This is a genomic window from Christensenella hongkongensis, from assembly GCF_000981035.1.
Lineage (GTDB): Bacteria > Bacillota > Clostridia > Christensenellales > Christensenellaceae > Christensenella > Christensenella hongkongensis.
This window is the reverse complement of record NZ_LAYJ01000112.1, coordinates 1-26,869: the sequence shown is the minus strand read 5'-3', so window position 1 is coordinate 26,869 and position 26,869 is coordinate 1. Positions and strand designations below refer to the sequence as shown.

Annotated in this window: 27 protein-coding genes and 1 tRNA gene; 5 read left to right on the top strand and 23 right to left on the bottom strand. The window is 50.7% G+C overall.

Translation table 11 applies throughout. From position 1 onward, the window contains the following. Positions 1-124: 124 nt before the first annotated feature. The 5 genes from CHK_RS10210 to ilvB all read right to left on the bottom strand — a co-directional run bounded on the left by CHK_RS10210 (position 125) and on the right by ilvB (position 6,861). Complete coding sequence (locus CHK_RS10210) at positions 125-1,657, bottom strand: 2-isopropylmalate synthase (protein WP_268872434.1); 1,533 nt, start codon at positions 1,655-1,657, stop codon at positions 125-127. 155 nt (positions 1,658-1,812) lie between these two features. After that, a complete protein-coding gene (ilvD, locus tag CHK_RS10205; RefSeq protein ID WP_046443958.1) occupies positions 1,813-3,462 on the bottom strand; it encodes a dihydroxy-acid dehydratase in 1,650 nt (549 codons plus the stop codon). A gap of 113 nt (positions 3,463-3,575) precedes the next feature. After that, complete coding sequence (gene ilvC, locus CHK_RS10200; RefSeq protein ID WP_046444280.1) at positions 3,576-4,565, bottom strand: ketol-acid reductoisomerase; 990 nt, start codon at positions 4,563-4,565, stop codon at positions 3,576-3,578. Positions 4,566-4,627: 62 nt separating this feature from the next. Continuing rightward, a complete protein-coding gene (ilvN, locus tag CHK_RS10195) occupies positions 4,628-5,128 on the bottom strand; it encodes an acetolactate synthase small subunit (protein WP_046444279.1) in 501 nt (166 codons plus the stop codon). 68 nt (positions 5,129-5,196) lie between these two features. Then, the gene (gene ilvB / locus CHK_RS10190; protein WP_046443957.1) at positions 5,197-6,861 is read right to left on the bottom strand and encodes a biosynthetic-type acetolactate synthase large subunit; all 1,665 of its coding nucleotides are present in this window, start codon (positions 6,859-6,861) and stop codon (positions 5,197-5,199) included. 428 nt (positions 6,862-7,289) lie between these two features. On the opposite strand from ilvB, the gene CHK_RS10185 reads away from it, so the two are divergent. After that, a tRNA-Arg gene (locus tag CHK_RS10185) sits at positions 7,290-7,366 on the top strand. Positions 7,367-7,693: 327 nt separating this feature from the next. On the opposite strand, the gene CHK_RS15790 is transcribed toward CHK_RS10185, so the two are convergent. Further along, a complete protein-coding gene (locus tag CHK_RS15790) occupies positions 7,694-8,023 on the bottom strand; it encodes a peptide-methionine (R)-S-oxide reductase (RefSeq protein ID WP_160295635.1) in 330 nt (109 codons plus the stop codon). An 82-nt stretch (positions 8,024-8,105) separates the two neighbouring features. On the opposite strand from CHK_RS15790, the gene CHK_RS10175 reads away from it, so the two are divergent. The 4 genes from CHK_RS10175 (at position 8,106) to CHK_RS10160 (ending at position 11,351) form a co-directional block, all read left to right on the top strand. Next, a complete protein-coding gene (locus CHK_RS10175; RefSeq protein WP_046443956.1) occupies positions 8,106-8,510 on the top strand; it encodes a YbaN family protein in 405 nt (134 codons plus the stop codon). Then, positions 8,510-9,163: a hypothetical protein gene (locus CHK_RS10170; protein WP_046443955.1), complete on the top strand. Its 654-nt coding sequence runs from the start codon at positions 8,510-8,512 to the stop codon at positions 9,161-9,163. The genes CHK_RS10175 and CHK_RS10170 overlap by 1 nt, the downstream gene beginning before the upstream one ends. Before the next feature lie 147 nt (positions 9,164-9,310). Further along, the gene (locus CHK_RS10165; RefSeq protein WP_046443954.1) at positions 9,311-10,831 is read left to right on the top strand and encodes a catalase; all 1,521 of its coding nucleotides are present in this window, start codon (positions 9,311-9,313) and stop codon (positions 10,829-10,831) included. Between the two features lie 127 nt (positions 10,832-10,958). After that, entirely contained in the window at positions 10,959-11,351 is a 393-nt protein-coding gene (locus tag CHK_RS10160; protein WP_046443953.1) for a Fur family transcriptional regulator, read from the top strand. A gap of 98 nt (positions 11,352-11,449) precedes the next feature. On the opposite strand, the gene CHK_RS10155 is transcribed toward CHK_RS10160, so the two are convergent. From CHK_RS10155 to CHK_RS10070, 17 genes are all read right to left on the bottom strand, one after another. Next, positions 11,450-11,944, bottom strand: coding sequence for a hypothetical protein (locus CHK_RS10155; RefSeq protein WP_046443952.1), 495 nt, complete (start codon positions 11,942-11,944; stop codon positions 11,450-11,452). A 5-nt stretch (positions 11,945-11,949) separates the two neighbouring features. Beyond that, entirely contained in the window at positions 11,950-12,429 is a 480-nt protein-coding gene (locus CHK_RS15785; protein ID WP_052740516.1) for an RrF2 family transcriptional regulator, read from the bottom strand. Between the two features lie 233 nt (positions 12,430-12,662). Then, positions 12,663-13,064, bottom strand: coding sequence for a DUF4190 domain-containing protein (locus CHK_RS10145; protein WP_052740515.1), 402 nt, complete (start codon positions 13,062-13,064; stop codon positions 12,663-12,665). Positions 13,065-13,119: 55 nt separating this feature from the next. Beyond that, a complete protein-coding gene (locus tag CHK_RS10140; RefSeq protein ID WP_160295633.1) occupies positions 13,120-14,307 on the bottom strand; it encodes a hypothetical protein in 1,188 nt (395 codons plus the stop codon). 18 nt (positions 14,308-14,325) lie between these two features. Beyond that, positions 14,326-16,710: a transglutaminase domain-containing protein gene (locus CHK_RS10135; RefSeq protein ID WP_052740514.1), complete on the bottom strand. Its 2,385-nt coding sequence runs from the start codon at positions 16,708-16,710 to the stop codon at positions 14,326-14,328. A gap of 200 nt (positions 16,711-16,910) precedes the next feature. After that, positions 16,911-17,552 (bottom strand): hypothetical protein, encoded by a 642-nt coding sequence (locus CHK_RS10125; protein WP_046443948.1) that lies wholly within the window; start codon positions 17,550-17,552, stop codon positions 16,911-16,913. Then, a complete protein-coding gene (locus tag CHK_RS10120) occupies positions 17,545-18,036 on the bottom strand; it encodes an RNA polymerase sigma factor (RefSeq protein WP_046443947.1) in 492 nt (163 codons plus the stop codon). Before CHK_RS10120 ends, CHK_RS10125 begins: the two co-directional genes overlap by 8 nt. Positions 18,037-18,214: 178 nt before the next feature. Continuing rightward, positions 18,215-18,583 (bottom strand): lipocalin family protein, encoded by a 369-nt coding sequence (locus CHK_RS10115; protein WP_131924639.1) that lies wholly within the window; start codon positions 18,581-18,583, stop codon positions 18,215-18,217. A 77-nt stretch (positions 18,584-18,660) separates the two neighbouring features. Continuing rightward, positions 18,661-19,098 (bottom strand): hypothetical protein, encoded by a 438-nt coding sequence (locus CHK_RS10110; RefSeq protein ID WP_046443945.1) that lies wholly within the window; start codon positions 19,096-19,098, stop codon positions 18,661-18,663. Between the two features lie 24 nt (positions 19,099-19,122). Further along, positions 19,123-19,590 carry a cell division protein SepF gene (locus tag CHK_RS10105; RefSeq protein WP_052740513.1) on the bottom strand — a complete coding sequence of 156 codons (468 nt, stop codon included), beginning with the start codon at positions 19,588-19,590 and terminating at the stop codon, positions 19,123-19,125. A 47-nt stretch (positions 19,591-19,637) separates the two neighbouring features. Continuing rightward, on the bottom strand, positions 19,638-20,876 hold the full coding sequence (locus CHK_RS15780) for an NlpC/P60 family protein (protein WP_052740512.1): 1,239 nt from the start codon (positions 20,874-20,876) through the stop codon (positions 19,638-19,640). A 70-nt stretch (positions 20,877-20,946) separates the two neighbouring features. Then, positions 20,947-21,957 (bottom strand): LCP family protein, encoded by a 1,011-nt coding sequence (locus CHK_RS10095; protein WP_046443944.1) that lies wholly within the window; start codon positions 21,955-21,957, stop codon positions 20,947-20,949. Positions 21,958-22,113: 156 nt separating this feature from the next. Further along, the gene (locus tag CHK_RS10090; protein ID WP_046443943.1) at positions 22,114-22,638 is read right to left on the bottom strand and encodes a hypothetical protein; all 525 of its coding nucleotides are present in this window, start codon (positions 22,636-22,638) and stop codon (positions 22,114-22,116) included. A gap of 111 nt (positions 22,639-22,749) precedes the next feature. Beyond that, complete coding sequence (gene srtB / locus CHK_RS10085) at positions 22,750-23,607, bottom strand: class B sortase (protein ID WP_052740511.1); 858 nt, start codon at positions 23,605-23,607, stop codon at positions 22,750-22,752. Between the two features lie 47 nt (positions 23,608-23,654). Then, entirely contained in the window at positions 23,655-24,110 is a 456-nt protein-coding gene (locus tag CHK_RS10080) for a DUF4870 domain-containing protein (protein ID WP_046443942.1), read from the bottom strand. Between the two features lie 95 nt (positions 24,111-24,205). After that, complete coding sequence (srtB, locus tag CHK_RS10075) at positions 24,206-24,985, bottom strand: class B sortase (RefSeq protein ID WP_052740510.1); 780 nt, start codon at positions 24,983-24,985, stop codon at positions 24,206-24,208. Continuing rightward, a partial coding sequence (locus CHK_RS10070) for a bacterial Ig-like domain-containing protein (protein WP_046443941.1) occupies positions 24,982-26,869 on the bottom strand: 1,888 nt, incomplete at its 5' end. The genes CHK_RS10070 and srtB (CHK_RS10075), both read right to left, overlap by 4 nt.

The following is a 26,869-nucleotide window of genomic DNA, read 5'->3' as shown; positions in this document are numbered from 1 at the left end:
TGGATGCAGAGCGCCGTACATCGTTTCTCTTTCCTGAGTTGTACGGCGCGTCTCCAAAGAGCGGCATCTTGTGCGTCCGCCTTTGCGTCCGCGAATAATATTACGTGCACCATCGTGCGTGTGTTTACGCGCCTAACAGCTTGTTGATCGCGTTGACATATGCCAGCATGGAAGCTTCGATAATGTCCGTCGAGAGGCCGCGGCCCGTAACCGTCCTTCCCTCAGACGAAACCTTGACCACTACCTCGCCCAGCGCGTCCTCGCCGTGGGACACCGCGTTAATCTTGTAGTTATTGAGCTGCAGGGGCATCTTTACGATGTTCTCTATCGCCTGGTATGCCGCGTCGATCGGCCCGTCGCCCAGCGCTACCTGTTCCTGCTCCGCGCCGCTCATGTCCTCCAGTGTGATGTTTGCAGTTGCCTGTATCGTGTTTCCGCTGTTCACAACAAACTGTTTCAGGCGGAAGTGCTCCACAACCTTTGCGGCCTTCTGCGCGACCAAAGCTTCCACGTCGTATTCCGTGACCTCTTTTTTCTTGTCGCACAAATCCTTGAATTCTACGAACGCCGCGTCCAGCTCTTCCTTGCTGAGGTTATAGCCCAGCTCTTTCAGGAAGTCGTCAAACGCATGCCTTCCAGAATGCTTGCCCAGCACCATTTTGTTTGTAGTGAGTCCAACCGATTCCGGCGTCATGATTTCGTATGTCTCGCGTTTTGCCAGTACGCCGTGCTGGTGGATGCCGCTTTCGTGCGCGAACGCGTTCGCCCCTACGATTGCCTTGTTCGGCGGGATCGATACGCCGATAATCTTGGACAACAGGCGCGAAGAGCGGTAAATCTGCCTGGTGTTGATGTTCGTGTCCGCGTCGAACAAATTCCTGCGGGTGTGCAGCGCCATTACGATCTCTTCCAGCGATGCGTTGCCCGCCCGCTCTCCAATTCCGTTGATCGTGCATTCCACCTGCGTAGCGCCCGCGCCAACGGAGGCTACGGAGTTTGCGACGCCCATTCCCAGGTCGTCGTGGCAGTGCACGGAAATATCGATGTCGTCAATGCCCTCCACGTTCTTTTTCAGGTAGGCAATCAGGTCGTACATCTCCTGCGGCAATGCGTAACCCACCGTGTCCGGGATGTTGACCGTCGTTGCACCTGCTTCAATCGCAGTCCGCACGGCGCGCGCCAGGAATTCCTTGTCGCTCCTCGAAGCGTCCTCCGCCGAAAATTCAATGTCAGACACAAGCTTTTTCGCATAGGATACCGATTCCCTGATATGCGTCAGTACCTGCTCCTCAGTCATTTTCAGTTTATATTCCATATGCAGCGGGGAGGTCGCCAAAAAGATGTGTATCCTTGGCGAAACCGCGCTTTTGAGCGCCTCATAGGATGCGTCGATGTCCTTTTGCACTGCGCGGGATAAAGAAGCGATCGTGCTGTTCTTGATCGTTTTTGCGACTGTCTCCACGCTTTTAAAGTCTCCCGGCGAGGAAACCGCAAAGCCCGCTTCAATCACGTCTACCTTCAGCAGCTCCAGCTGCCTTGCAATCTCGATCTTTTCCGACAGGTTCATGCTGCATCCCGGAGATTGCTCCCCGTCGCGCAGTGTGGTATCAAATATTTTAATGGTTTTCATAATCATATACTCCTTTTTAACTTGCAATTTCTATTTTACAGCCTATGCTTGCTTGTTCGCTTAGCGTGCATAGAGCGGATGCAATTCAAGGCAAACCGAGCGACCGAGGCAGGCGTATTATAACATACGCCGACGATGGAAGCCGAAGGTTTAACGCAGAAGTGCGCCGCGCTATGTGCGCGCTACTTAAGCACCGCGCCGGTGTCTGCGCCCTGTACCATCCTTGCGTACCTCGCGAGCCAGCCGTGCGATACCTTCGCCGGCATGAGCCGCGAGCCCGTAAGTCGTTTTGCAAGTTCATCTGAATCCACCTTCAGATTAATTGAGTATGCGTTAATATCGATTTCTATAATATCGCCCTCCTGCACATAAGCAATGAGTCCGCCTGCGGCGGCCTCCGGGGAAACATGGCCGATTGCCGCGCCGCGCGACGCTCCGGAAAACCTTCCGTCCGTAATCAGCGCAACCTCCTTATCCAGCCCCATTCCTGCCAGGTTAGAGGTGGGGGCCAGCATTTCCCGCATTCCCGGGCCGCCCTTTGGCCCTTCGTAACGGATCACCACCACATCGCCTTTTTTGATCGTTCCCGCAAGGATCGCTTCGTTCGCTTCTTCCTCACTGTCAAACACGCGCGCCCTGCATGTGCTTTTCATCATTTCAGGCGCAACCGCCGCGCGCTTTACCACGCAGCCCCTGGGCGCCAGGTTTCCATACAGGATCGCAATGCCGCCGGTTTTAGAGTACGGATTATCTACAGGGCGGATTACATCTCCTGTGCGCCTTGCGTTTTTGATGCGTCCCATAGTAGTCCCGTCCACTGTTTGGGTATCCAGTATGAGGCCCTTTTTATGGATTTCCGCCATCACCGCAGGTATCCCGCCGCATTCGTTGAGCTCTTCGATATAGTGGTGCCCCGCCGGCGCCAGATGGCAGATGTTCGGCGTTTTTTCACTGATTTCGTTTACCTCGTGCAAATCGATTTCAATGCCGCACTCGTGTGCGATTGCCGGCAGGTGCAGCATACTGTTCGTGCTGCAACCAAGCGCCATATCCACTGTAATCGCATTATGGAACGCGTCCTTTGTCATGATGTCCCTGGGTTTTACGTCCTGCTCCACCAGCTTCATCACCTGCATCCCCGCATGCTTTGCAAGCACCGTGCGCGCAGACATCACCGCCGGTATTGTTCCATTGCCCGGCAACGCCATTCCCAAAACCTCGCACAGGCAGTTCATGGAGTTTGCCGTATACATCCCCGAGCAGCTGCCACAGCTTGGGCAGGCCTTCTGCTCGAACGCCTCCAGTTCCTCATCGCTGAGGGTGCCGTTTGCGTTCGCGCCCACCGCCTCAAACATACTCGACAGGCTCGTTTTCTGTTCCCGGAACCTTCCCGCCAGCATCGGCCCGCCCGAGCAAACGATTGCCGGAACGTTAACCCGTGCTGCTGCCATCAGCATACCCGGAACGATCTTATCACAGTTGGGCACCAGCACCGCTCCGTCAAACGCATGGGCAATGAGCAGCGTTTCCACACTGTCCGCTATAAGCTCGCGCGACGGCAGGGAATAGTGCATCCCCATGTGGTTCATGGCAATCCCGTCGCACACGCCGATTGCGGGCACCTGGATGGGCGTTCCTCCCGCCATGCGGATGCCGTCAGCCGCGGCGCGCGCCACCGTATCAAGGTGCAAATGGCCCGGAATCACCTCGCTCTGCGCGTTCACGACCGCGATAATCGGCCGTTCCAGTTCTTCCTTTGTGAGGCCCAGCGCATACAGCAGGGAGCGGTGCGGCGCACGCTGTGCGCCTGTTTTAATGTTGTCACTGTTCATATTGTTCTCCATCGTTCATAAGCTTTTGCCCGGGGATAAGCCCGTTGCGGTTCGCCTTGCCCGGCACCCCCGCAATTTCCGGCTTATCGCCCGGCCGAAATCACACGGTTTCCTTATTTCTTGTTGTGCCAGCTCATTTTTCCCCGCAGCTCCTCGCCCGTCTTCTCGAGCTGGGATTCCTTGCCGATGTTGCGCATCGCGATAAAGTGCGGGCGCTTTACCTGGTTTTCAAGCATCCAGTCGCGTGCGAACGTTCCGTCCTGGATTTCCGAAAGTACCTTTTTCATTTCTTTGCGCGTATCCTCAGTAATAATCCGCTTGCCCGTCACATAATCGCCGTATTCCGCCGTATCAGAGATCGAGTAACGCATTCTGGAAAGCCCGCCCTCAAAAATCAGGTCTACGATCAGCTTCATTTCGTGGCAGCATTCAAAGTATGCCATTTCCGGCGCGTAGCCCGCCGCTACAAGCGTGTCGAAGCCCGCTTTAATCAGCTCAGATACGCCGCCGCACAATACGGCCTGCTCGCCGAAGAGGTCTGTCTCCGTTTCTTCGCGGAAGGTTGTTTCAAAAATACCCGCACGGCCTCCGCCGATGCCGCTCGCATAGGCAAGCGCGAGGTCTTTCGCCTTACCCGTCGCATCCTGGTGGATCGCAATCAGACAGGGCACGCCCTTGCCTTCAAGGAACTGGCTTCTTACCGTGTGGCCGGGCCCTTTTGGAGCAACCATCCAAACGTCAACATCCTTTGGCGGAACGATCTGTCCAAAGTGGATGTTAAATCCATGTGCAAATACGAGGGATTTCCCTTCTGTCATATAGGGAGCGATTCCTTCGTAGATTTTTCCCTGCTTTTCATCCGGCACGAGGATCATAACGATATCCGCAGCCTTCGCGGCGTCCTCCGCTGTCATTACCCTGAGGCCGGCTTCCTCTGCGGATTTCCACGAACGGCTTCCTTCATACAGCCCGACGACAACGTCCACGCCGCTCTCCTTCAAATTCTGCGCATGCGCGTGTCCCTGGCTGCCATAGCCGATAATCGCAACGGTTTTACCCTTGAGGAGTGAAAGGTTACAGTCCCTGTCGTAGTACATTTTCATTTCCATTTGTTTTGCCTCCAAAATTATTATTTAGAATATATTCTGATATCAAAAGCGATATCTTAGTTGTCCTCATGCAGCGAGCAGGTTCCGCGCTGCAGCGCCGTTATTCCCGTACGCGACATTTCTATAATCCCATATTCGTCGAGCAGCTTCAGCAGCGCTTCGTTTTTTTCCGGCGTTCCGGAAAGCTCGATGATCATAGAGTCGATACAGATATCAACGATCTTCGTGCGGAAAATATCGCACAGCTCTATAATGCTGGCCCTCTTTTCCGCGCTCGAATTTACTTTTACGAGCACAAGCTCTTTATAAACCGAGTTTTTGGAACGCAGGCCTGCGATCTTTACAACGTCGATCAGCTTTGCAAGCTGCTTTTTGATCTGTTCAAGCTCCGCTTCGTCCCCTACAAGCTCTATCGTAATGCGCGACACCTTTGGATCGTGCGTCTCGCCGACGGAAAGGGAACGTATGTTGTATCCCCTGCGTGAAAACAGGCCCGTTACCTTGGAAAGTACGCCCGATGTATTTTTGACCAGTACGGACAGCACATATCTTCTAATCATAAATCATTCTCCTTCGCGGTTTGCTTCTCTACATTATTATATAGCCAACCTCTGCCCCGACTCAATTATTTTTCCAGATCCAGGATAATATTATCGAGTGGTTGTCCTCCCGGAACCATTGGCAGTACATTTTCATCCTCATGGATGTCACATTTCACGATCACCGGCCCTTTGTGCGCAAAAGCCTTTTTAAACGCGCCTTTCAGGTCCTTTTCGTCCGAAATATCCACGCCGTACGCGCCAAACGCTTCAGCCAGCTTCACATAATCCGTAGGATTGTTGAGCGTCGTCTGCGAATAACGCTTGTCAAAGAACAGCTTCTGCCACTGGCGAACCATCCCCAGCACATTATTATTGAGTATCAGTATCATGATCGGCAGCTGATGCTTCACGGCAGTCACAATTTCCTGCAAATTCATATGGAAGCTTCCATCTCCCGCAATGTTTACCACCTGCTTGCCTGTGCCAACCGCAGCGCCCATCGCCGCTCCCATGCCAAAGCCCATCGTGCCGAGTCCGCCGGATGTAATCAACTGGCGCGGATGCTCTATCTTCAGAAACTGTGCAGACCACATCTGGTGCTGCCCCACCTCGGTCGTAAACACCGTATCCTCCGGCGCGGCCTCCTGCATTGCCTGTATGATCTTTTTGGGAAACCTCGCGTTCCTTGTGGCCCTGTCCAGCGGATAGCTCCGTTTCCAGTGCCTCACCTGCTCCATCCAGGTGCCGTCCGTTTTCTGCTCGAGCTGCGGCAGTAAAGCATCCAGCACATCCTTTGCGTTTCCCGTCACCTCATAATCGGCAGAGATATTTTTGTTGATTTCCGCTGGATCCACGTCAATGTGCAGCACCTTTGCCTGCGTCGCAAATTTTGTCCTGTCCGACGTTACGCGCTCTGAGAACCGCGCGCCGATCGCAATCAGCAAATCACAATTCGAAACGCACATCGCGGAGGTTTTCGTACCGTGCATTCCCACCATTCCGGTATACTTCATATCGCTTGCGGGAAAAGCGCCCATGCCCATCAGCGTCATCGTAACCGGTGCGTTCAATTTTTCCGCCAGCTCTTTAACCTCTTGTTCCGCCTCCGCCGCAATCACGCCACCTCCAACAAAGATAAAAGGCTTTTTGCTTTCATTGATCGCTTCGGCAGCGGCCTTGATGTCATCCTCGCTGAACGCATTTTTATGCTCGATCGCCTTGGGCTTTTCCGGCGTGTATTCGCCCTCGCCAACCGTTACGTCTTTTGTAACATCCACCAGCACCGGGCCCGGCCTGCCGCTTTGCGCGATATAGAAGGCTTCGCGGATCGCAGGAGCCAGATCTTCGATCTCTTTTACGATCACATTGTGCTTGGTAATCGGGATCGTAACGCCTGTAATATCGATTTCCTGAAAACTGTCTTTCCCGAGATTTTTCTTCTCCACATTTCCAGTGATCGCCACCATGGGTACGGAATCCATATATGCCGTCGCGATTCCCGTTACCAGGTTCGTCGCGCCGGGGCCGCTTGTCGCAAATACAACGCCCGGTTTTCCTGTCGCCCGCGCGTAGCCGTCGGCGGCATGCGCCGCGTGCTGCTCGTGGCAGGTCAGGATATGGTTGATTTCAGGATAGTCATACAAGGCGTTATAGAGCGCGATGACCGTGCCGCCCGGGAATCCGAACACGGTATCTACATTTTGCTCCTTCAAACACTCCATGATGATTTGTGCGCCTGTTAATTTCACTGTACTTTCCCTCCAAATTCTTCTTTCGCATTTCCAACAAAAAAGGCCTGCGCTTATTTGCGCAGGCCTTTGAATTATCTCTTAATTCCTCAGTCCTTACTCATGCCGCCTTGGCACAACCGCAATAAGCCTTATTCGCCTCGCTAATAATGACGACGCTAATAAGGTTAATAAGGACAAGGATGAAATTGTAAGAAACTTGCTGATTCATTTTCTTACTTCCTTTTCATTTCTGGTACTTATGATAATGCTATTCTTATTCTATGTCAACATTTTTTTCGAAATTCAAACAAAATAATTGCAAAATGTGTGGCTTTATATTAGAATAATCTTTGTAACTTGTTTACAGGCGTTCTTGTCCCATGGCAGCTTACAGCCGCTTTTCCCAAGTTATGCAGGGCGGGGGAAAACTGAATCAGTATTTTAATGCACCTGTAGCTCAGCAGGATAGAGCGTTCGCCTCCTAAGCGAAAGGCCCCGCGTTCGAATCGCGGCAGGTGCGCCATTACCGCAGATTTTGAGGATCTGCGGTACTTTTTTTATTTCTTTTTTCATCCAATATTCGTTTGCATAATAGATGAATATCTATTATTTAAATTTGATGCAAAGAGAATTAGCTTACCCTGTAAGGGTTCGCATAGCGGCATAAATTCTCTACACCCTTTCTGTTCCATCCCTTCACAGGGAATGACGGCTGTTGCTGTTGATGCAATACCGCAGACTGCATTTATCCTCAGGGCCATCCTCTAAACATGTCCAAGGTGCGAATCGCCTACACAGCTCCCGACCTGAATCCTGCTCATACCCATGCTGTTATCCTCATTCTCAACAATCATACGTCAGGATCAATTGGCCCGGTAAAGCTGGGCCAGTCACAGCCGTAGGCATATTCGTCCATCAAAGAATACAGCGGCGCGCCGGTCACGATGTCCACATAAAGGCCCACCCTGTGGTTGTCAAAATACTCTCCTGAGAATGCCGTCTCCGTTGCCGCTTTGTGCGTGACATTACATTGCTCCGGCATCGGCATTTTCTTTATCTCTTCATCCGACGGCTTTGTATATTTGGATGCGTCCACTTTTATCCTGTTGAATTGATAGTTTATTGCCATCTGGATAAGTATCCGTCCGGCACGGCTCATCGTTTCAAATAAAACTCCCAAAACATTAAAAAGATGTTTGGCGTACCTGCAACGGGTGTATATCTTTCAATAATAAGACTCAATACTGATAAGGGGTATATCAATGACGGTCAAAACGATTGTAGTTACTATAGCTGGGTTTATCCTATTGGCGTTAGGCGCAGTTGGCGTCGCTTTGCCCATATTGCCAACCACGCCATTTGTAATCGCGGCGGCAGGCTGCTTTACCTATATCCCTGCAATGCGGGCCCGCATTATGAAAATTCCGTTTTTTAAAGAGTATATTGAAAATTACAGTAAAAGGAAAGGACTTACCGCCAAAACGGTTGCCGGCAGCCTTGCTTTTTTGTGGGCAATGTTGATTATTTCCGGGATTATGATGAAGAAGGAATGGCTATTGCTGGTATTGATTACAGTCGGCGCGGCAGTAACCGTCCATATTCTGTGGATGGCAAAACCCAGCGGGAAGTGCCGGATTTCAAGGTCTGGTAAATCGGAGGAAGCATAATGGATAAAAAGCGTATCTTTGGATTTGTTGAAGCGGTTTTTGACATTTTATACCTTGGCGTTGTATTTATACTTGGATTGTACCTCCTTCTGAACGCCCATCAACCCTTGCAGGTTCTCTGCGGCGTCACGGCCCTTGTCCTTGTGGGGGGAGACTCGTTTCATCTGGTTCCGCGTATTTTGTCCATTGTCCAAAACAACAGGAAACGCTATCAAGGCGCGCTGGGGCGCGGAAAGTGCATTACATCGGTTACAATGACAGTTTTTTATGTCCTGCTGTGGCATATCGGCCTCCTGTTGTTTTTGCCGGGGGGAGCCGGTGTATGGACCATCATCATTTATGTCCTCGCTGCGCTGCGTATCGGCCTGTGCGCTCTTCCCCAAAACAGGTGGCTGGATGAGAATCCTCCTGTCAAATGGGGAATCTACCGTAATATTCCTTTTCTGGCCATGGGAATTATGGTCATTGTGTTATATGCCGTTTATGGGGCCGGCATTTTTGCAGTGAAATGGATGTGGCTTGCCGTCGCTCTCAGCTTTGCTTTCTATCTTCCGGTTGTAGCCGGCGCAAACAGGTACCCTAAGCTTGGGATGCTGATGCTGCCCAAAAGCTGTGCATATGTCTGGATTGTCGCAATGTTTTTGGCGCTATGAAACATTCTGCCCGATAAAGACGGCAATAAGCTGGCTAAAAGGGTAATTTAAACTGTTGTATCAGGGGAGGCAAAAGCCAATTCCCTTTTGCAAAATATATGGTGGGATTGACCTGAATCAATTCGACTCTGAAAAGGAGAAAAAGATATGAGTGAACAGGACAAAAGGAAACTGACAAATGAAGTAGGCGCCCCGGTACCGGACAATGAAAATTCCATTACCGCCGGCGCGCGCGGACCGGTGATGATGCAGGACGTATGGCTGATGGAAAAGATGGCGCACTTTAACCGCGAAGTGATCCCGGAGCGGCGCATGCACGCAAAAGGCTGGGGCGCGCACGGCAAATTCACCGTTACGCATGACATATCCAAATATACAAAAGCAAAGGTGCTTCAGCCCGGCGCAGAGACGGACGTTTTTATCCGTTTTTCAACGGTTGCCGGGGAACGCGGGGCGGCAGACTGCGAACGCGATATCCGCGGCGTTGCAACCAAGTTCTACACGGAGGAGGGGAACTGGGATTTGGTGGGAAACAACACGCCTACCTTCTTTATCCGGGACGTGCATAATTTTTCCGACCTCAACCGTGCGGTAAAGCGCGATCCAAGGACAGGTAGGCGCAGTCCGCAGAACAACTGGGATTTCTGGACGCTTCTGCCAGAATGCTTCCACCAGGTCACCGTTGTGATGAGCGACCGGGGAATTCCGGCTTCGTTCCGGAATATGCACTTCTTTGGCGAGCATACGTTCAGCCTTTATAACGATAAAAACGAACGGGTATGGTGTAAATTCCATTTCAGGACACAGCAGGGGATTAAAAACCTGTCCAATGAAGAAGCCGCGAAAATCAACGGCATGGACCGCGAGCACCATGGCATGGACCTGTTTAACGCGATTGAAAACGGCGACTATCCAAAATGGACGATGTACGTGCAGATCATGACAGAGGAACAGGCGAAAAACCATTACGAAAATCCGTTTGATATTACAAAAATCTGGCGGCATAAGGAATATCCGCTGATCGAGGTTGGCGAACTCGAGCTGAACCGCAATCCGGAAAACTATTTTGCGGAAGTGGAGCAGGCAGCGTTTGCGCCGGCCCATGTTGTTCCGGGCATCGGCTTCTCTCCCGATAAATTCTTGCAGGGACGCCTTTTTGCTTACGGCGATGCGCAGCGTTACCGCCTGGGCGTTAACCACAACCTGATTCCGGTAAACCGGGCAAAGGTAGAAGTAAACGAATACCATCGTGACGGCGCAATGCGCGTAGACGGAAATTACGGCGCAGCGCCCGCATATACGCCAAACAGCGCTGGCTACTGGACGGCACAGCCCGAGGTTGCGGAGCCGCCGCTCGATATCGATGGAGCAATGTGGCGTTATGATCCCAAGGACGATCCAACGGATGACTGTTTCCGTGCGGGCGGCGACCTGTGGCGTGTAATGACCGAGGATAAAAAGCAACTGCTGATTGACAATACCGCTGCCGATATCGCGCCTGTTACAGAAAATATAAAATACCGCCATGCGGTTCATTGTTATCTCGCCGACGAAGAGTACGGCAGAAGAATAACGGCTGCAATGGGGCTTGATTTTGGCAAGGTGCAGGAGCTGTCAAAGCTTGATAATAACGGTCTTATCAAGGCAACGCTTCCGGTTCAGGCGTGAAAAAATTACAGCATGGCGGCGAATCGCGGCGCGCATTGCGCGCATGAAGATGCTTGCCGGACAATCCAGACCGGCCCGCGGAGGCAAGAGCGTGCTTCCGCGGGGATAACAGCAGGAGTGATAAACTATGAAGCAGTTGCGGAATTCCCGCCAGCGGCAGATGATACTGCAGGCCGTCCGAAATCGCGGCGACCACCCCAGCGCAGACCAGATTTATATCGATACGCGTATGATGGATGACAAAATCAGCCGGGGAACCGTATACCGTAACCTGAATCTTTTGGCCGAGAGCGGTGAAATCAGGCGCGTTGAGGCTCCTGACATGGACCGCTTTGACCGCAGGAGGGAGCGCCATTACCACCTGATGTGTATCGGCTGCGGAAAAATGACGGATCTTTCCCTGCCCTATCAGGAGCAATGGGATGAGGACGTGTCTACAGATACGGGATACATCATCGACTCACATCGCACCATGTTTGAAGGTCTTTGCCCGGAATGCGCGGGCCAGGAAAAAGGTTAGGGGCCCGGCACGTTGTGCCATGCCTCTTCAACAAAAAACACCTCTTCTATGAATAATTCACAGGAGGGGTGTTTTTTACATCATTTTAACTTTTCCCATTAATCCAAAATAACCCCAATCAAACTCCCCCATACGATAATCCAGATAAAAATCAAAATCCAATAACCGGCTGCAACGTTTTCCAGATACATATAAATTCCAAGCGGTATTGAAAACAGAAGCGCAATGACGCTTCCCCTCGCAGCCCTGCGCACCTTCCATTTACAGCCTGAAACCAACAGGCCCGAAAAAAACCACACTGCGATAACCGCAATATAAACCGCCGGACGTATCTCCGGCACAAGCATCAGAAGAAGCATATCCAGCAGGATGCCGCTCAACAGGCCCCAAACTATGCCCGCGGCTGCCTTATGTGTGTGCTTTACCTGTTTTTTTTCCTGCGGCTGCTTTGACTTATTTACAGGCGGTGCGGGAGTGCTGTATTGTGCACGGTATGGCGCGGCTCCGGACCTTACGGTATATTGCCGGTTCCTTTGTTGCGGCTGTTGCCTTGCCGCCGCAGCGCCGGGCCCGTTACGATATCCTTTTCCCATTCATTTTACCTTACCTGTAATTCCTGTTTACGGCCTGTATTCGCGCCGCATAAATCTGCAACCGTCAGCTTTTTGAGGTCGTTGATCACATTTTGTTCCATTTTTTCAAGGGCTGTATAAATCCTGCAATTTTCAGCGCATGTATACGGGCATTCCAACTGGGTTCTTTGTGCTCTTTCGCCATAACGGCAGGTGAAAATTTCTATCTTTCCTTCCACCGATTCCACCACGTCATATACCGTGATATCCTCCGCGTCTTTGTATAAAGAATATCCTCCAAGCGAACCCTGGATGGAATAGACAATTTTTGCATCTTTCAGGTCCCTGAGGATTTTCATCATGTATATCTGCGAAATCTTAAGGTTGTCAGCAAGCTCCGACGTTGTTATTTTCAGGTGGTTGCCTTCCCTGATTTGTCCATTTTTCTTTTCGCTCATATAAATCAGTATTCTAAGCGCATAATCTGTTTTCAGTTGAAACCGCATCTGTTTCCCTCCCTTTTTGCGTCCCTGATATTCCTCAATGAATAATATCCAACTTATAGAGTATTTTAACTTTAAGAGGGAGCCTTGTGTTATTTACATCGTGAATAACGCTTTTTTTACGTGAACAACACTTTTCAGGGATACGGGAATCGCGGCGTATTCCCCCGGAAGAGCCGCCGTTTATTTACGCACAAAAAAAGCATATCTTTCGATATGCTTTTCCCGTTTGCCGATCAATAAGCCAGATATCTGAATGCCGTTGCCATGATCACTGCCGACAAAATCCACATGATGACAGCTATCACAACCGCAATGATCCCGCATATGAATCCCGCGGTTGCAATACCCTTCTCACCTTCGGGCAAATTCTTTTTCGCCATATTGCCCATTGTCATCCCAAGGATACCGAGTATAATACCCACGATCGGAACCAAAAAGCCCATAACAACGCCGATGATACCGCATACAAGCGCACCGGTGGCTTTCCCCTTTGCGCCGTTATCCGCTATGGGAGCGGGCGCGTATGCCATCTGCGGCGGCGCCTGCTGTCCGGCAGGCTGTTGTTTTGGCGCGCCACAGCAGGGGCACTTCTCCATGTTTTCGTCATATACCTGATTACAATTTCCACAAATCATTTTTTCTCTCCTTTTATCTTTGTTATTTCCAAAATCACCTCAGTACGGCTGCCTATCAAACCGTCGCGCCGGGAGTCCACGATCCCGTTGTAAGCACATGCTCTGCAAACGCCGTGAACGGTTCCGTCACGTTTTCCGTACCGCCGGAATACGTTGTGATGACCGCATACTGCGTATCGCTCAGGTTTACGGCATATGCAATCATAACCATACCGTCCTCCTCCTGCTGCGCCATCAGGGTTTTACCCAACGGTTTATCCATCAAAGCGTAGCTGAAGCCGTCTTCATCGCTTTGCTCGCACTCCTGCACCAGCGCTTCAAAGGAATCGTAGCCATAGCCGTAATCATCAATTATGATCATGGCAAAAATGTCGGCGCTTCCGTAAACGCTCTGGGCGTAACTGTACATACCGTCGCCCAGGTCTTCCCAGCCCGCAGGCAGTTCAAACGAAATCATCTCATCCGGCTCTGCGGGAATCTGCTTCGCAGGCTCAGGCGTATTTGCCGCTGGCGTTTTCTTTCCTGCCGCATTCTTTTCTATATTGAGGTCTACGCCGTAAAACTGCTCGAGCTCGGATACCATTGTTTCATACCGCCCCTCGAGCTGCCCATAATCTACGCCGATTGTCGCAAGGGTTGTCAGGTCTTCCGTATGAAGCAGCACTGCTGCGACGTCATACCGCACATACTCGTCGTCGTAATTCAGCATGGTCATGGTTACTGTCGCGCTTGCCCTGTCCTCCGTTTCGGTAACATCGGATATTTTCACATCGCGGTAACGCTTACTTGCGTATTCCCTCATATATTCCTGCTCAAGCAAATATTCAAGGTTATCCCCCATCGAGAAGTCGCTTCGATTGCGCAGGTCATAGTCGTCCAGTATCCGTGCACGTACCTCGATACCCATCCGCGAGCCCGTTACATCGTCGCGGCTGTACGAACCTTCATAGCCGTCCGTCTGGATCGGCAGGTATGCCACCAGCCTTTTATATTCCATCTGCTTTGTGAGTTCGTTGTATTTGGTGCGCGTCAGCAAAAGCTCCGGGTACAGGTATTCAAAATCGCCCATATCCCATTCGTCCGCTTCTCCGAATACCGGTTTCTGCCGCTCGTATTCGTCTTCCACCGGCATGATTGTCCTGTCCCTGCCGCTCCAAAACACAGGGCTGCACCCGGCCGCCGAAACCACCAGCGCCGCCACGCATACGATCAAAACAATCCGTTTATAAAATTTATTCATCATCTCATTCCTTTTCTTTTTTTAAGCCGCCAGGGTAATTACCCCCATCCAGTAAAAGCCGTTCATTTCGTCAATGCCTGCAATCTCCATAACGTTCTGCGCCAGCTTCTGGAACTGCGCGTCGTCCAGATCGTAATCCGTCCGCATCATCGCCTGTCCGTCGGCCATCAATGCTTCCGCAAGCTCCTGCACGATCTGGTCCATGTCAAAATATTTTCCTGCCAGCCTGTAGTATTCTTCGTCTGTCGAGGATGCCGCATAATTCTGGATATTCTTATCCATCACAAACCGCGTGTCCTCTGTGAGCACCTTATCCGACGCGTAATCCGGCAGGTTGAGGATCGCATTGAACAAAAGCTCGTTATCATTGTTTGTTACGTCTATAATCTGCCACTCCCCGCCGATATTTACTTTATTCCACGCGTGGGAAAGCGATCCTTCCAGATATCCTGTCACCACGATGCTGTTAAGCCCCGCTTCGTCTGCCAGCAGCTTGAACGCCCCCGCATAGCTTGCACATACGCCAAGCTTGTTTACAAGCACACCGTAGGGCGTGAAGGAATCGTTAAACTCCGGATCCGTTTTTACATAATCGTACTTCTCTGCATTCTCCAGCGCAGCCATATCATATTCGGCAGTATCGCAAAGATAATTGTTGATCGCAATCTCTTTTTCCGCATCCGTCATACCGTCGGTGATGATTTCGTCAATCACCCTGGTAACTTCCTGCGAAATTTCCTGCTGTTTCTGCGTCCTTTGCTGTGCTTCATCCTGATAAACCACCAGCATAGCCGTTCCGTCGTTTGAAATGAAAGCGTCCTCCACGCCAAGGATCATCGGATTCTGGTACAGGGCTTCCATCCATGCGTCGATCAGGTAATCCTCATCGCTGCTCTCCTTGAAGGCCGAAAGATCGATCACTTCAACGCCCGCCAGCATATTATATGCAAGGTATTCGCTGAGAGCGCTGTTTGCCGTTACCGCAAGCCCCGTCTCCGCCACCGGCTCGTCCTGCGGTGCGCCCGCGTCCTCCGCGTTCTTTTTAACCGTTACATCCACAGAGCCTGTTTTGTTCCTCAGTCCGTCCTGACGGTCTTTCAGCGCCTGCAGGTCCACCTGCAGCGTCGCCGGATCGTAGCTTTCTATTTTCATGACTCCTGTAAAAGGCGTTCCTTCGATCCTGTACGGAATTTTTACAAGGTTGACCTCCTTAAGCTGCAGGTCTGACATATCTTCATTTTCATACTCTCCCCAGGTTTCGGTCTCCTCCTGCGCCTGGTCAAAATCATAATCGATAATGCGCTGGGACGTTACGCCGTTGCACATGACGATCCACCGGTGGGACGGTGCAGCCATGATGCTGTCCGCGTAGTTTGAGAAATCATCGTCGCCTTTGTGAATTGCCGCCATATAAGGAAGCTGCGCTGCAATCTGCGCCTGGTCATAGAAGTTGCTCACCATGGAGGTGCCGTCAGCCGCTACTGCGATCACACCGTATTGCACGTCGTAAAGGGCCTCTTTTTGAACGGGAATATCCGCCTGCGTATAACCCTTTTCCGTATAATATTCTGTCATTGCCTCGTCCAGCCAGTCGTCTTCAGATACCGCATATGCCCTGAAGTCCTCGTTGATGAGGATATTGTCCGTCGTCTCGGCCTGCCAGCCGGGTTCCGCCGTCTCCGCAACCACAACCATGTTTCCGACATATCCGCTTTGCGCGTCGTAATCCGCCTTGACCACATAGTACTTTTCCGCGCCTGCCACCGCATTCCACTGGAACGCCGCGCGCCCGTCCTCAGTCTGGACAAATTTGACCTCCGGCGCCCCCGCAAGCTCGCCTTCCACCGTAACCACCGTCACAAGCGGTTTTTCAAGCTTCTCCCCCGTTCCGAGGTCCACGTACTGCGCCAGATACATTTTGCCAAGGTTTCCCCAGTCCTTTTGTTCTCCTTTGTCAAATAAATGATACTCCGCTGCCCCCGCATCCGGGAGGCCGACTGTGGAAATTCCGAGCACCGGGCTTTTGGGCGGGGTAATCTCGATTTTCCCCGTTGCCTTATCCCAGTTGAAATGCGTTCCGATCCGCTGTGTGAGCTCCGCATCCTGGTAAACGCCGACAATTTCCGTGTAGTTTTCCATACCGAGCGCTTCCGGATCAAATGAAATTTGAATCTCGAGGGAATCGCCCCTTCCGATTCCATTGATTGCGTCCGTATAGTCCCGGTCCAGATCATCCGCGTATTTTTCCTGCACCTGAGCCGCTAAATCAAGCTGTGATACCACGCCTTCGCCCGGCGTTTCCTGCGCTGCCGAATCTTCCTGCGCCGGAGCGCCCGCACATCCCGCAAAAAGCATACAGGCGGAAAGCGCTGCCGCCGTTATCGTTGTTGCCAATCGTTTCTTCATCAAACCAGTTCTCCTTTTCCTGTGTTTCTGTATTCAATACGTACCAGAAACACAAAAGGTTGCACACGGCAAAAATTATTTTTTGATAACGTCGTTCGTTTGTCAGCACCGCCTTTGTGCACGCAGTAAGCGGCTTTGAATGCAATATGCTGATGCAGCGCGAAAGAAAGCGGTACAGTACAAGCATACTTCAAACGGCATCACATGTTTTTTACGAATGAGGTAAACTGCCCTTTATTAAGATCGCCTGAAGCGATCAGGTAGCCTGTCCCATCCTTGTCATAGCAGGCGTATTTCATACCGCTCTGGTCTTCGCTGAAATATACTTGCATATCTGCAATCTTGCTTGCTTTTCCCTTTTGGTACCGCTCTGTCCTGATGTCCCCGCACTCAATCGTTACTTCAAAAGCTTCGCCTTGCCCGTTTTCATACCTGCATACTGCCTTTGCCGATTCCGCTTCCATATTTTTGTTATATGATGCGGTAATTTCCGCTCCGGATAAGGTAAGCCCATCCGCGTGCGCAGCCGTAAGGTCAATGCCGGAATACAAAGCAAAATCCTCCTGCGTCCATGTCCTGCGCAGGACATTGGCGGGCCCAAGCTGCAGCATGCTTTGCTCTGACGCCGCTTCCGGCTGTATTTCGTACCAGGAAACGCCCTGTGTCTGGAGCATGGAAACGCACAGTACAAGGGCAACCGCCGCACAGGCGACCAACGTGAGCGGCTTCCAGCCCACTTGTTTCTTTTTCTGCTCTTTTTCCCTTACCTGCTCCAGCACTTTATTCACAAGCTCTGCCGGCGCATGCTGTTCCGACACCTTGCGCTTATATTCCTCAAACATCGATAACCTCTTCCCCTAAAGCCGTTTTAAGCATTGTTCTTCCCCTGGAAAGTAATGACTTTACAGTATTCTCACGCGTTTTGAGTACAACGCTGATTTGCCTGATCGCCATATCTTCAAAATAAAAAAGATGGATTACATTCCTGTACTTTTCCGGCAGCTTCAGAACCGCGTCGTAGACCTCGCCGCGCTCCTCGCAAGGCTCCTGCGCGGGATCTCCCGCAGCCTCGAGGGGCGCAGTCCGTTTTCGCCATGCGCTCCGAAACCGGGTTTTGCAGCAGTTGATCGTCACACGGATCAGCCACGCCTTGATGTGTTCCTCGTTTTGCAGCTTATGCAGGTTTTCCACCAGCCGCAGAAAAACATCCTGGAATACATCCTCCGCTTCCTGCTTGTTTTTCATGTTCACTAACGCGATGCGGTATACCATGTCTGCATATTTACAGACATACTGCTCCGCGCTATTGCTTTGATCCGTCCTCATTCAGCCACCTTTACAAACAATACTCTCCAACCGGCCCAAAAGTTGCATCCCTTTCGCTTTTCGTTTATGCCGGGTTGCGGGCGCTTCGTCTCCCCGCCCGCATTTTTCCCAATCATGCAAGAGCAGTATATAACAAAGCGGCAGTCATATCAACCGCCGCACTGTTTTTCCTATGCAGCTATTTTTTAAAGTTGACTTTTGTCCCGTCCATCTCGACGCTCAATATTCCGTCTTTCAGGTCAAAGCTTTCCGCTTCCCCGTCGATCGTAATGTTGACCTTATCGCCCGATACGGTATAGGTGCCTTCAAACTCTCCCTGCGATGCGAAATATACCTTTGCTTTTCCGCCATCCTGCAGATCGATATAATAGGTGGTTACTTCTTCTGCCCCCAACGCGCTGATCTGGTCGTCAGCAATCTTCGTGCCGCCGACCTCAAGGGAATCAAACGCATATTTCCCAACCTCGGCTCCCGCGCCCGGGGCAGAGCAGGCCGCCAGCGAGCCGACCATAACAAGCGCACAGATGCCCAGCATTACTCTTTTCATTCAACTTTTCATTTCAGTCTCCTCTTCATTTCCATTTCTATATTTTATCAATCAAATCAGATTGCCTGATACCCTGCTCACGAAGGTGTTACCGTCCCCTGCGTGACCGTATAGGTGATGACCGTGTCGCCGCCGTCCACAAAATAGAAATCGATCAGCATCACCTTTCCTTCTTCCCCTACCTGTTTGCCAATCTGGTAGGATTGTCCTGTCCCATCATTGGAGGCATCTTTTGTAACCAGAAAACCGTCTTCGTTCACCAGCTTGGAAATATATTCGTTCACGTCGCCGATCGCGACTCCGCCTCCGCCGTAGGTAATCTCAACCTTGGAGCCGTCCGTTCCCGTTGATTTAGAGCTTCCCGTAATGTTTCGTTCCCCTACTACCGAGTATAGAGTCTGAACTTTTTCGTTCCCGACCTCTACCGTTTCCGCTGTTTTTGATACGCATCCCACTGCCACCAGGGCAAATGCGATTACCAAAGCAAACACTGCGATCCATTTTTTGTTTCTCATTCTTGTTTCCTCTCTATCTGTTCATTATTTATATTGTATATCATTGAAATAAGCCGCGTATTCTTCTTCCTGTCCCAACCCGTTTGTTTCCAGCTCTACATTATCCGGGACCGCCATAAAAATATTCCGCGATATCTTGACGATGTGGCCGCGCAACGAATAAGTCGCGCCGCTGATAAAGTCCACAATCCGTTGCGCATTTTCTTTATCCATCCCGTCAAGGTCGATCACAAGCTGTTCACGATGTTCAAGATGCGTCACAATATCCCTGGCCTGTTCAAATCCTTCCGGCTTATATATCATGACTCTTGTTTCATAATCATACATCCTGATCACCTTGCCCTTATTCTTATTTTTTGCTTCCCCGCGGCGTTTTCTTTCGCGTTCGGGCTTCTGGCTATATTCCTGCTCGCCATAAAAGCCTTCCTGTTCGTCTACTGCTACTTCCTCAACGCCAATCGCCGCCAGCAGCCTGTTGCCAAACTTTCCCATTTTCCTCCGCCTTTCTGTTTTTCTATTGTAACCCTTATTCCAACGGTTTAATCGACAGACCACCCGTTGCGTATCGCATCGTTATAAGCCTGCTCGTCCGTCAGGTACATTGGCATTCCATCCGGCAGCGCCGTTGTTTCAGCCGCCCTTTCGCTGGCCTCCTGCCCCAATTCCCGGCCGGCAATATAATTCATGCGCCTTACATAGCGAAATCCGGAATTTTCTACTTTGCTGACAATGACACTGTTCTTTGAGGAAGAGCAGTGCGCTACCAACATATTGCCGTCTTCATCCGTTCCGACAATAATCCCAATGTGGTTGATTCCCACATCCTGCGGATTCTTATAAAACAAGACGTCGCCCGGCTGCGCTTCTTCCCACGTTATTTCAGAAGAATGCTCCCATTGCCCGGAAGTGCCATAACCGAACCTGTTTACAAATCCGCTCTTATCTATCGCCTGCGCCGGTTCCTGCTGCATCAGCATGCTTTCTTCCGCGTTCAGGAAGCACCACAGCACATAGCCGCTGCAGTCAAGGCCGTATTCGCGCGTGGTTCCTGTCTGCGAGCTTCCCGCGCTTCCGACGATCGCTTCATTTCCCCAGCGGATATCCCATCCGCTCTCCGTGCTCTTTCCGCCCCAGAAGTATTTCACATTTCCAACCAGCGAATATGCTTTCAGCACAACCTCCCTGCGGTACGGATCAAGCCCCTCCGGCAGGGTTTTTTCTATTTCAGCCAGTTGTTCGTCGCTCAGCAAAAGCGTTTCATTGCTTCCCTTCGCAGCGACGTCCCCCAGGAAAACAGCCGGGGACGAGTAAACCGGCGTTTGATTTTCACCTTTATCCGCAGGTTCCAGCGCTTTGGTTTCTTCTTCCTGTCTGCCCTGTACCTCAGCCTCTTTTTCCGGTTCCTGTGGCATGGGCGCCTGCTCCTGCGTTGCCTCCGGCTCCGGCGTTACCTCCGGCAGCGTTGCTTCCGGCTCCGTAGAAGGCTGCACAGTCGGCTCTGTAGAAGGCTCCGGCGTTGGTTCCGGCCGGGGCTGCCCGCTTGGCTGCGCAGGTTCCTTTGTCGGCGCCTGCGTCGGTGTTTCCTCCGGTTGCTTATCCGTTTCCTCCGGCTTCGGGCTTTCCACCGGTTCCGAAACAGTTTGCGTTTCATCGCTTTGTACGTCCGGCAGCTCCTGCGCAAAAACTGAAACAGCCATGGCTATCGTTAAAATAACCACAACGCTTACAGAGATGATCTGAATTATTATCCTTTTATTCTTTCCAAAAAAATTCATCATTCCAGTTCGTTCCTTTCTCATTTATAATGGCAATACCACAGCCTGTATTTTATTTGCTTTATTTACGCCTTCATGCCGGTACAAAATAGATTTCCTGTACCAGCCGTTTCAATTCCTTTGGATCGGGCCGGAATCCTTCTTCTTCCGCCCCGCCTGCAATCGTCTCGATGTCCGTAACTTCTATTCCCGCCTTCAGCAGCGTATTCGCCACATAAAGGCACTCCCTGTCTGTCATATCCATACTGGTATGGTTTCGTACCCCTTTAAGCAGTTCCGGCAGATATCCGGGCTCTTCTTTTATTTTTTCTTTCACGGCCTTTGCATATGCGCTGATAAACTGGATCTGGCGCGGGATGCGCTTTGCGTCTTCCCCACTCATTCCGGGCAGCTGCCTTGCGCGTACGTATAGCTCCGCTTTTTCGCCGTCGAGCGTATAAATCGCGCCTTTTGTCATTTCAGCATCAACTGCCGTAAAATCTTCCAGCAATTCCACTTCTACGCCTCCAACCGCTTCTGTAAGGACGCTGATTCCGTCGATATCGATTGAAAGGTAACCGTGTATTGGCACTCCATACAACAGGTTCCCAACCGCAGCCTCCATCAGTTGCCCGCTCATCAGCCTCCCGTCTCCAAACGAATGAGCCGTACAAATTGGAGATACCCCAACCCTGGAAAACGCGCCATTCCTGTCAAAACGCATAATTTCTGTAAGCGTATCGCGCGGGATATTGACAATCCTCACACCGCCCGTCTTCGTATTGATTGCCGCAACGAAAACCGCATCCGCCTGATAGCCGTTTTCGACAATATAGTTGATATCCCTTTGCTGCGTTTTATCAATACCCATTAAAAGCACGTTTACAATGTCTTCGTTATATTTATATGTTACACCGTCCCTGGAGAAAGAAAGCTCTTCCTCCTCCCGCAGCCGGTAGGGATTTTCATTCTTAAACATATACCTGTTATAACCTGTGTAATGATGCAGCACGCACAACGCGGTCAAAACCACGGCGCCGATTACCGCTCCTGTTATAATCAGGTTCCGTTTCCACTTTTTCTTTGCGCCTGTTCTTTCCTTCATATTTCCTTACGGGGGTTTTCGCGGCCCCTTGCAGCGATTTCATTGAATGCAGGTTATGCAAAACTTACGACAAACCGCTATAAAGGAAGCCGCGCTCCCACATTGTTTTTTCTTAACCTGGTGTGAGGTTGGCAATTAAACCCAATCTATCAGCGGTTATCTTTCTTCCCCGCCTGTCTTTGGCGATTTTGCGGATGTGTTTGTCGTCGTGGCCGCAGTTGCCGCCTTGTCGGAAGTCGCCTTTACCACAAAATAGGAATAAGCTCCAGGCGTCGGTACGGTAAATACAAAACCGCCGTCCTCAGCCGTCGCTTCAACAGCAATGATGTTTCCATCCATGTCCATACACAAAACCGTTACCTTATCGCCTGCAGATACGCTTGCATCTTCGACGTAAAGAATCGTGTTTCCTGCATAGTAATCCCCTGCGTCATTGAGGAAGACCACCGTTCCGATTTCCTCCAGTGTTGCGCCGGGATAATGATTTGCAGCATACTCATTGAGCAGCGCATTATCTTCATCAGTGTTTGGCCCATAGTAGCCGGTATATCCATCCGGCACTGTAGACGGATCGTATTTGATCCATCCGTCTGCCGGGCTGCCTTCCGCAGCCATTGCTACGCTGGCAAAGGACAGGCACATTACCACTGCCAATACCATACATATTACTTTTTTCTTCATTTTAAGTTCCTTTCAGTTGGTTTATATCAATCCCCTGTGCCGGTCCCCTTATTCCGCCGCCAACCTCTTTTAAGCGGTTTTATCAGGCACATGCCCAATGGTATTTGATTATCAGCCTTGTGATATCGTTTGTTCCACCTGTCCTTTTTGCAGGACTCCCTGCACGACATAGCGCTTTTCATCTTCTCCCTGCACACATGTGGAAAGCGTCAATATTTTATCGCCCTGGCCGATCTGCATATCGCGGATATTTGCGCTTATGTCCTTGTTTGCTGTAATTTCACCAACATATTTTTCAAATACTTCCTGATCGGAATAATCTTTTTCATACAGGATACTGTCGTCATTCGTTTCATACGCGGCAAATATTTTGTACACCATCATACCGTCCGGCATATATACCCTGATCTCGTCGTGTTCTTCAAAAAACGTCTCGTCTTCGAAATCATGCAGCGACGCAAACATCGTTTTATCCTTCATGTTGTGGCCGTATGCAACGGTCACCGGATCCATAAAGTTTGTGCCGTTTGCCATATCGATATAAACCGAGCCGTGCTTGCTTTCGTTCCCTTCAAAGTCAATGTCAAGATAATAAAAGTTGTCGTCCGCTTTATAGACGACAGGATAATCCACTGCCGTTCCCGGCACGCTCAGCCACGCCACGAAATCTTCGTTTGTTTCCGCAAGCCCTTCAAAATCAATGTCCTCCCTGTCGCTTATCTGTTTGAAAGTCGAAAGAACCGCTTTTTTTTCAGGCGGCGGTTCAGGCGTCTCCGATTGCTCGGCAGTTGCCATTGGCCGGGCCGCTACGGGTTCTTCCTTCTGCCAAAAATTCGAAAAAGCAAACGCACAGCCAACCACTATGGCAACAACTGCAATCACCGCCAGGATAATCCACTTGTTCCTTTTTTTGCTCTGCTGAGGGCCGCCTTGTCCGCGCTCGTCTTTTTCCTCTTTGATTTCCCGCATATCCTTCTCCAAACCGTTATGCAAACTGCCTCATGCTCTTGTTTTCATTATTTTCCTAATTTCGCCGCAAGCTTTTCGCCCAGACCGCCGATCAGCGGAATTGTATAGTCTTCATACTGGTAAGCCTTTACCGCGCCAAAAACTGCCGCCAATGTAAGCAAAATTCCAATAATACCGCTGATTACGCTGACTGCCATCGCGCCTCCGGCAGCCCCAAACAAACCAAACGGGTTCGAATAAAGGGAAAATACGATTGCCGCGCTGATAATATCAAAAATAATGTGTATGATAGCGACTACAATATACAGCGCCATTGCCTGCGCCGCATGACGTTTTACAAATACGCTGTCCTTTTCGATTACGAGTATTACCACCAGCGGAAAAACCCATGCCGCATAATACAGGTATGGAATCCACCCCAATATGATTGTGATGACGTATACCAGCATTGCAAACACGTTGGCGTCCATCCCTGTTGAAGATTTGTGGCTTTCTGTTTTCATGTTTTGTCCTCTTTTCATTTTTTATTTATCTCATCTTTTGCAGGATGATTGATCGTTGCGTGCATTGCCTTACCGCTAACTTAATTATGCTATTCTCATACCGGTACGAGCTTTCCAACCACCGCGTATCTTGCGTCGCCATAATCATAGGTGCAGGTAACCATCGTGACCAGCCTGTCCTGCCCGCTCACGACCACATCGGAATGGAACGTGGATTTTCCCTTGGCTTCATTTACAAAAGCAAGCAGCCGCTCTTCGTCTGAATAATTAAAATCCAGATCGCCGTGCGCTCCATCCACCACATATCCCGCCACAAGGTCGATTCTGTAATTGGCGTTTTGGGTGTAAAGCTCAAGCGTCCTGTGTTCATCATAATAAGACTGCTTTTTATAGCCTTCCAAGCTTGCAAACATCTTCCCGCTTTTCATATGGTGCCCATAAAGCACCGAATTCTGGTCAGAAAAATCATGGGCATTCCTGTAATCCAAAAAAATAGAGCCGACTCTGTTTTTGGTCCCGTCATACAGGTGAGTCAAATAAAAGCTGTTATCCGTCCCGTGCATCACAGGGTAATCGATAACCGTTCCTTCCGAGTGAATCCATGCGACAGCACCGCCTGTTATCTGCTGCAGCGTCTCAATATCCACATCAAGGCTTGTGCCGCCTGCGGTTTGTCCGCTGTTTCCCGTGTCTCCCTGCGGCGTCTTTGCGACTACAACCTGCTGCAGGGAGTCGTAAACACCGTCTCCCTGCGCATCTTCCCGCGTTTCGATATAGATATTGTAGCCTGCGTAGATCATCACCAGGATGCAGGCTACAATCCCTATCCATATAAAAACGCCTTTCTTAGATTTCTTTTTATACTTTTCCGTCATTTTTTACTTTGTTTCCCTGTTGTCTCCTTGTGCATCTCAACTGCCAGCACAATGCCCAGCACTTTTCCGAGCACCTTATTCCTGATTCTCCTGCCAAATTTTTCTCTTGTTCCAATCGCGCCCTCGCCGTTCCGGATCATTGTGTTTTCCTTTTTCATCAACTGGGCGAAAAGGATCACAGTCATTAGCGCCGCAATCGCCAGCAACACCATCATTGCAGGAGTTGTGTCTTCAACTCCTGTTTTGGGCATCGAATCATGCTCGCCGCCGTTACCTGTATTATCGTCATCCGTTACGCCCGCTACCGGCTCCACACCAGCAGAGGGTTCCGGCGAAACCGTCGGATCCGGATCTGGCGTTGGTGTCGGATCCGGAGTCGGCGTTGGCGTTACCGCATCTGCCAGTACGATGTCAAACGTATCTGTTTTCTGTACGCCATTCTCTTCATACGTTACAGTCACCGTCTTCGTTCCGGATGTGCTCATATCCGGCGCAGACAGTGCGTACTCATGATCACCGAGCACTCTATGCGCTCCGCCGTTGGTGTAGTGCGCCTTTACTTCGAGGCCTGTCGGATCAAACGTATCGCCCACCGTATATGCTGTCTTCACCGGTTGCTTTGTGATTTCAATCATATCCAGAACAGGTACGAGCGCATTCACTGTAATGTCAAACGTCGCTGTTTTCTCTACGCCGTCCTCTTCGTACGTCACGGTCACTGTCTTTGTTCCCGCCGTGCTCATATCGGGTGTAGAAAGCGTGTATTCACCACTCGTCAGCACCTTGTCTGCGCCGCCGTTCGTATAGTGTGCCGTTATTTCCAGTCCCGCAGCATCAAACGTATCGCCTACCGTGTACGTTGTTTTCGTCGGGTTCTCCGTCACTTCGATACTGTCAAGTACTGGTACAGGTGCGTTTACCGTAATATCGAATGTTGCTGTCTTCTCTACGCCGTCCTCCTCATAGGTTACGGTAATTGTTTTCGTTCCTGCGGTACTCATATCGGGCGTTGAAAGCGTATATTCCCCACTTGTCAGCACCTTATCCGCTCCACCATTCGTGTAGTGCGCCGTTACTTCCAATCCCGCAGCATCAAACGTGTCGCCCACCGTATAAGTTATTTTCGTCGGGTTCTCCGTCACCTCGATGCTGTCCAGAACCGGCGCAGGTGCGTTCACTGTGATGCTAAACGTCGCTGTCTTCTCTATGCCGCTTTCTTCGTACGTCACGGTCACTGTCTTCGTGCCGGAAGTGCTCATATCCGGCGTTGAAAGCGTATATTCCCCGCTCATCAGCACTTTATCCGCGCCGCCGTTCGTATAGTGTGCCGTTATTTCCAGTCCCGCAGCATCAAACGTGTCGCCTACCGTGTACGTCGTCTTCGTCGGCTGCTCTGTGACTTCGATACTGTCAAGTACTGGTACAGGTGCATTTACTGTGATATCAAACGTTACTGTCTTCTCTATACCGCTTTCTTCGTATGTTACAGTAATCGTCTTCGTGCCGGAAGTGCTCATATCGGGTGCAGACAGTGTATACTCTCCACTTGTCAACACCTTATCCGCGCCGCCATTGGTGTAGTGTGCCGTCACTTCCAGTCCCGCAGCATCAAAGGTATCGCCCACCGTATAGATCGTCTTTGTCGGCTGCTCTGTTACCTCAATGCTATCCAAAACAGGCGCAGGAGCGTTTACCGTAATATCGAATGTCGTTGTTTTCTCTATGCCGTCCTCTTCATACGTTACGGTAATCATTTTCGTTCCCGCCGCACTCATATCGGGTGTAGAAAGCGTGTATTCACCACTCGTCAGCACCTTGTCTGCGCCGCCGTTCGTATAGTGTGCCGTTATTTCCAGTCCCGCAGCATCAAACGTATCGCCTACC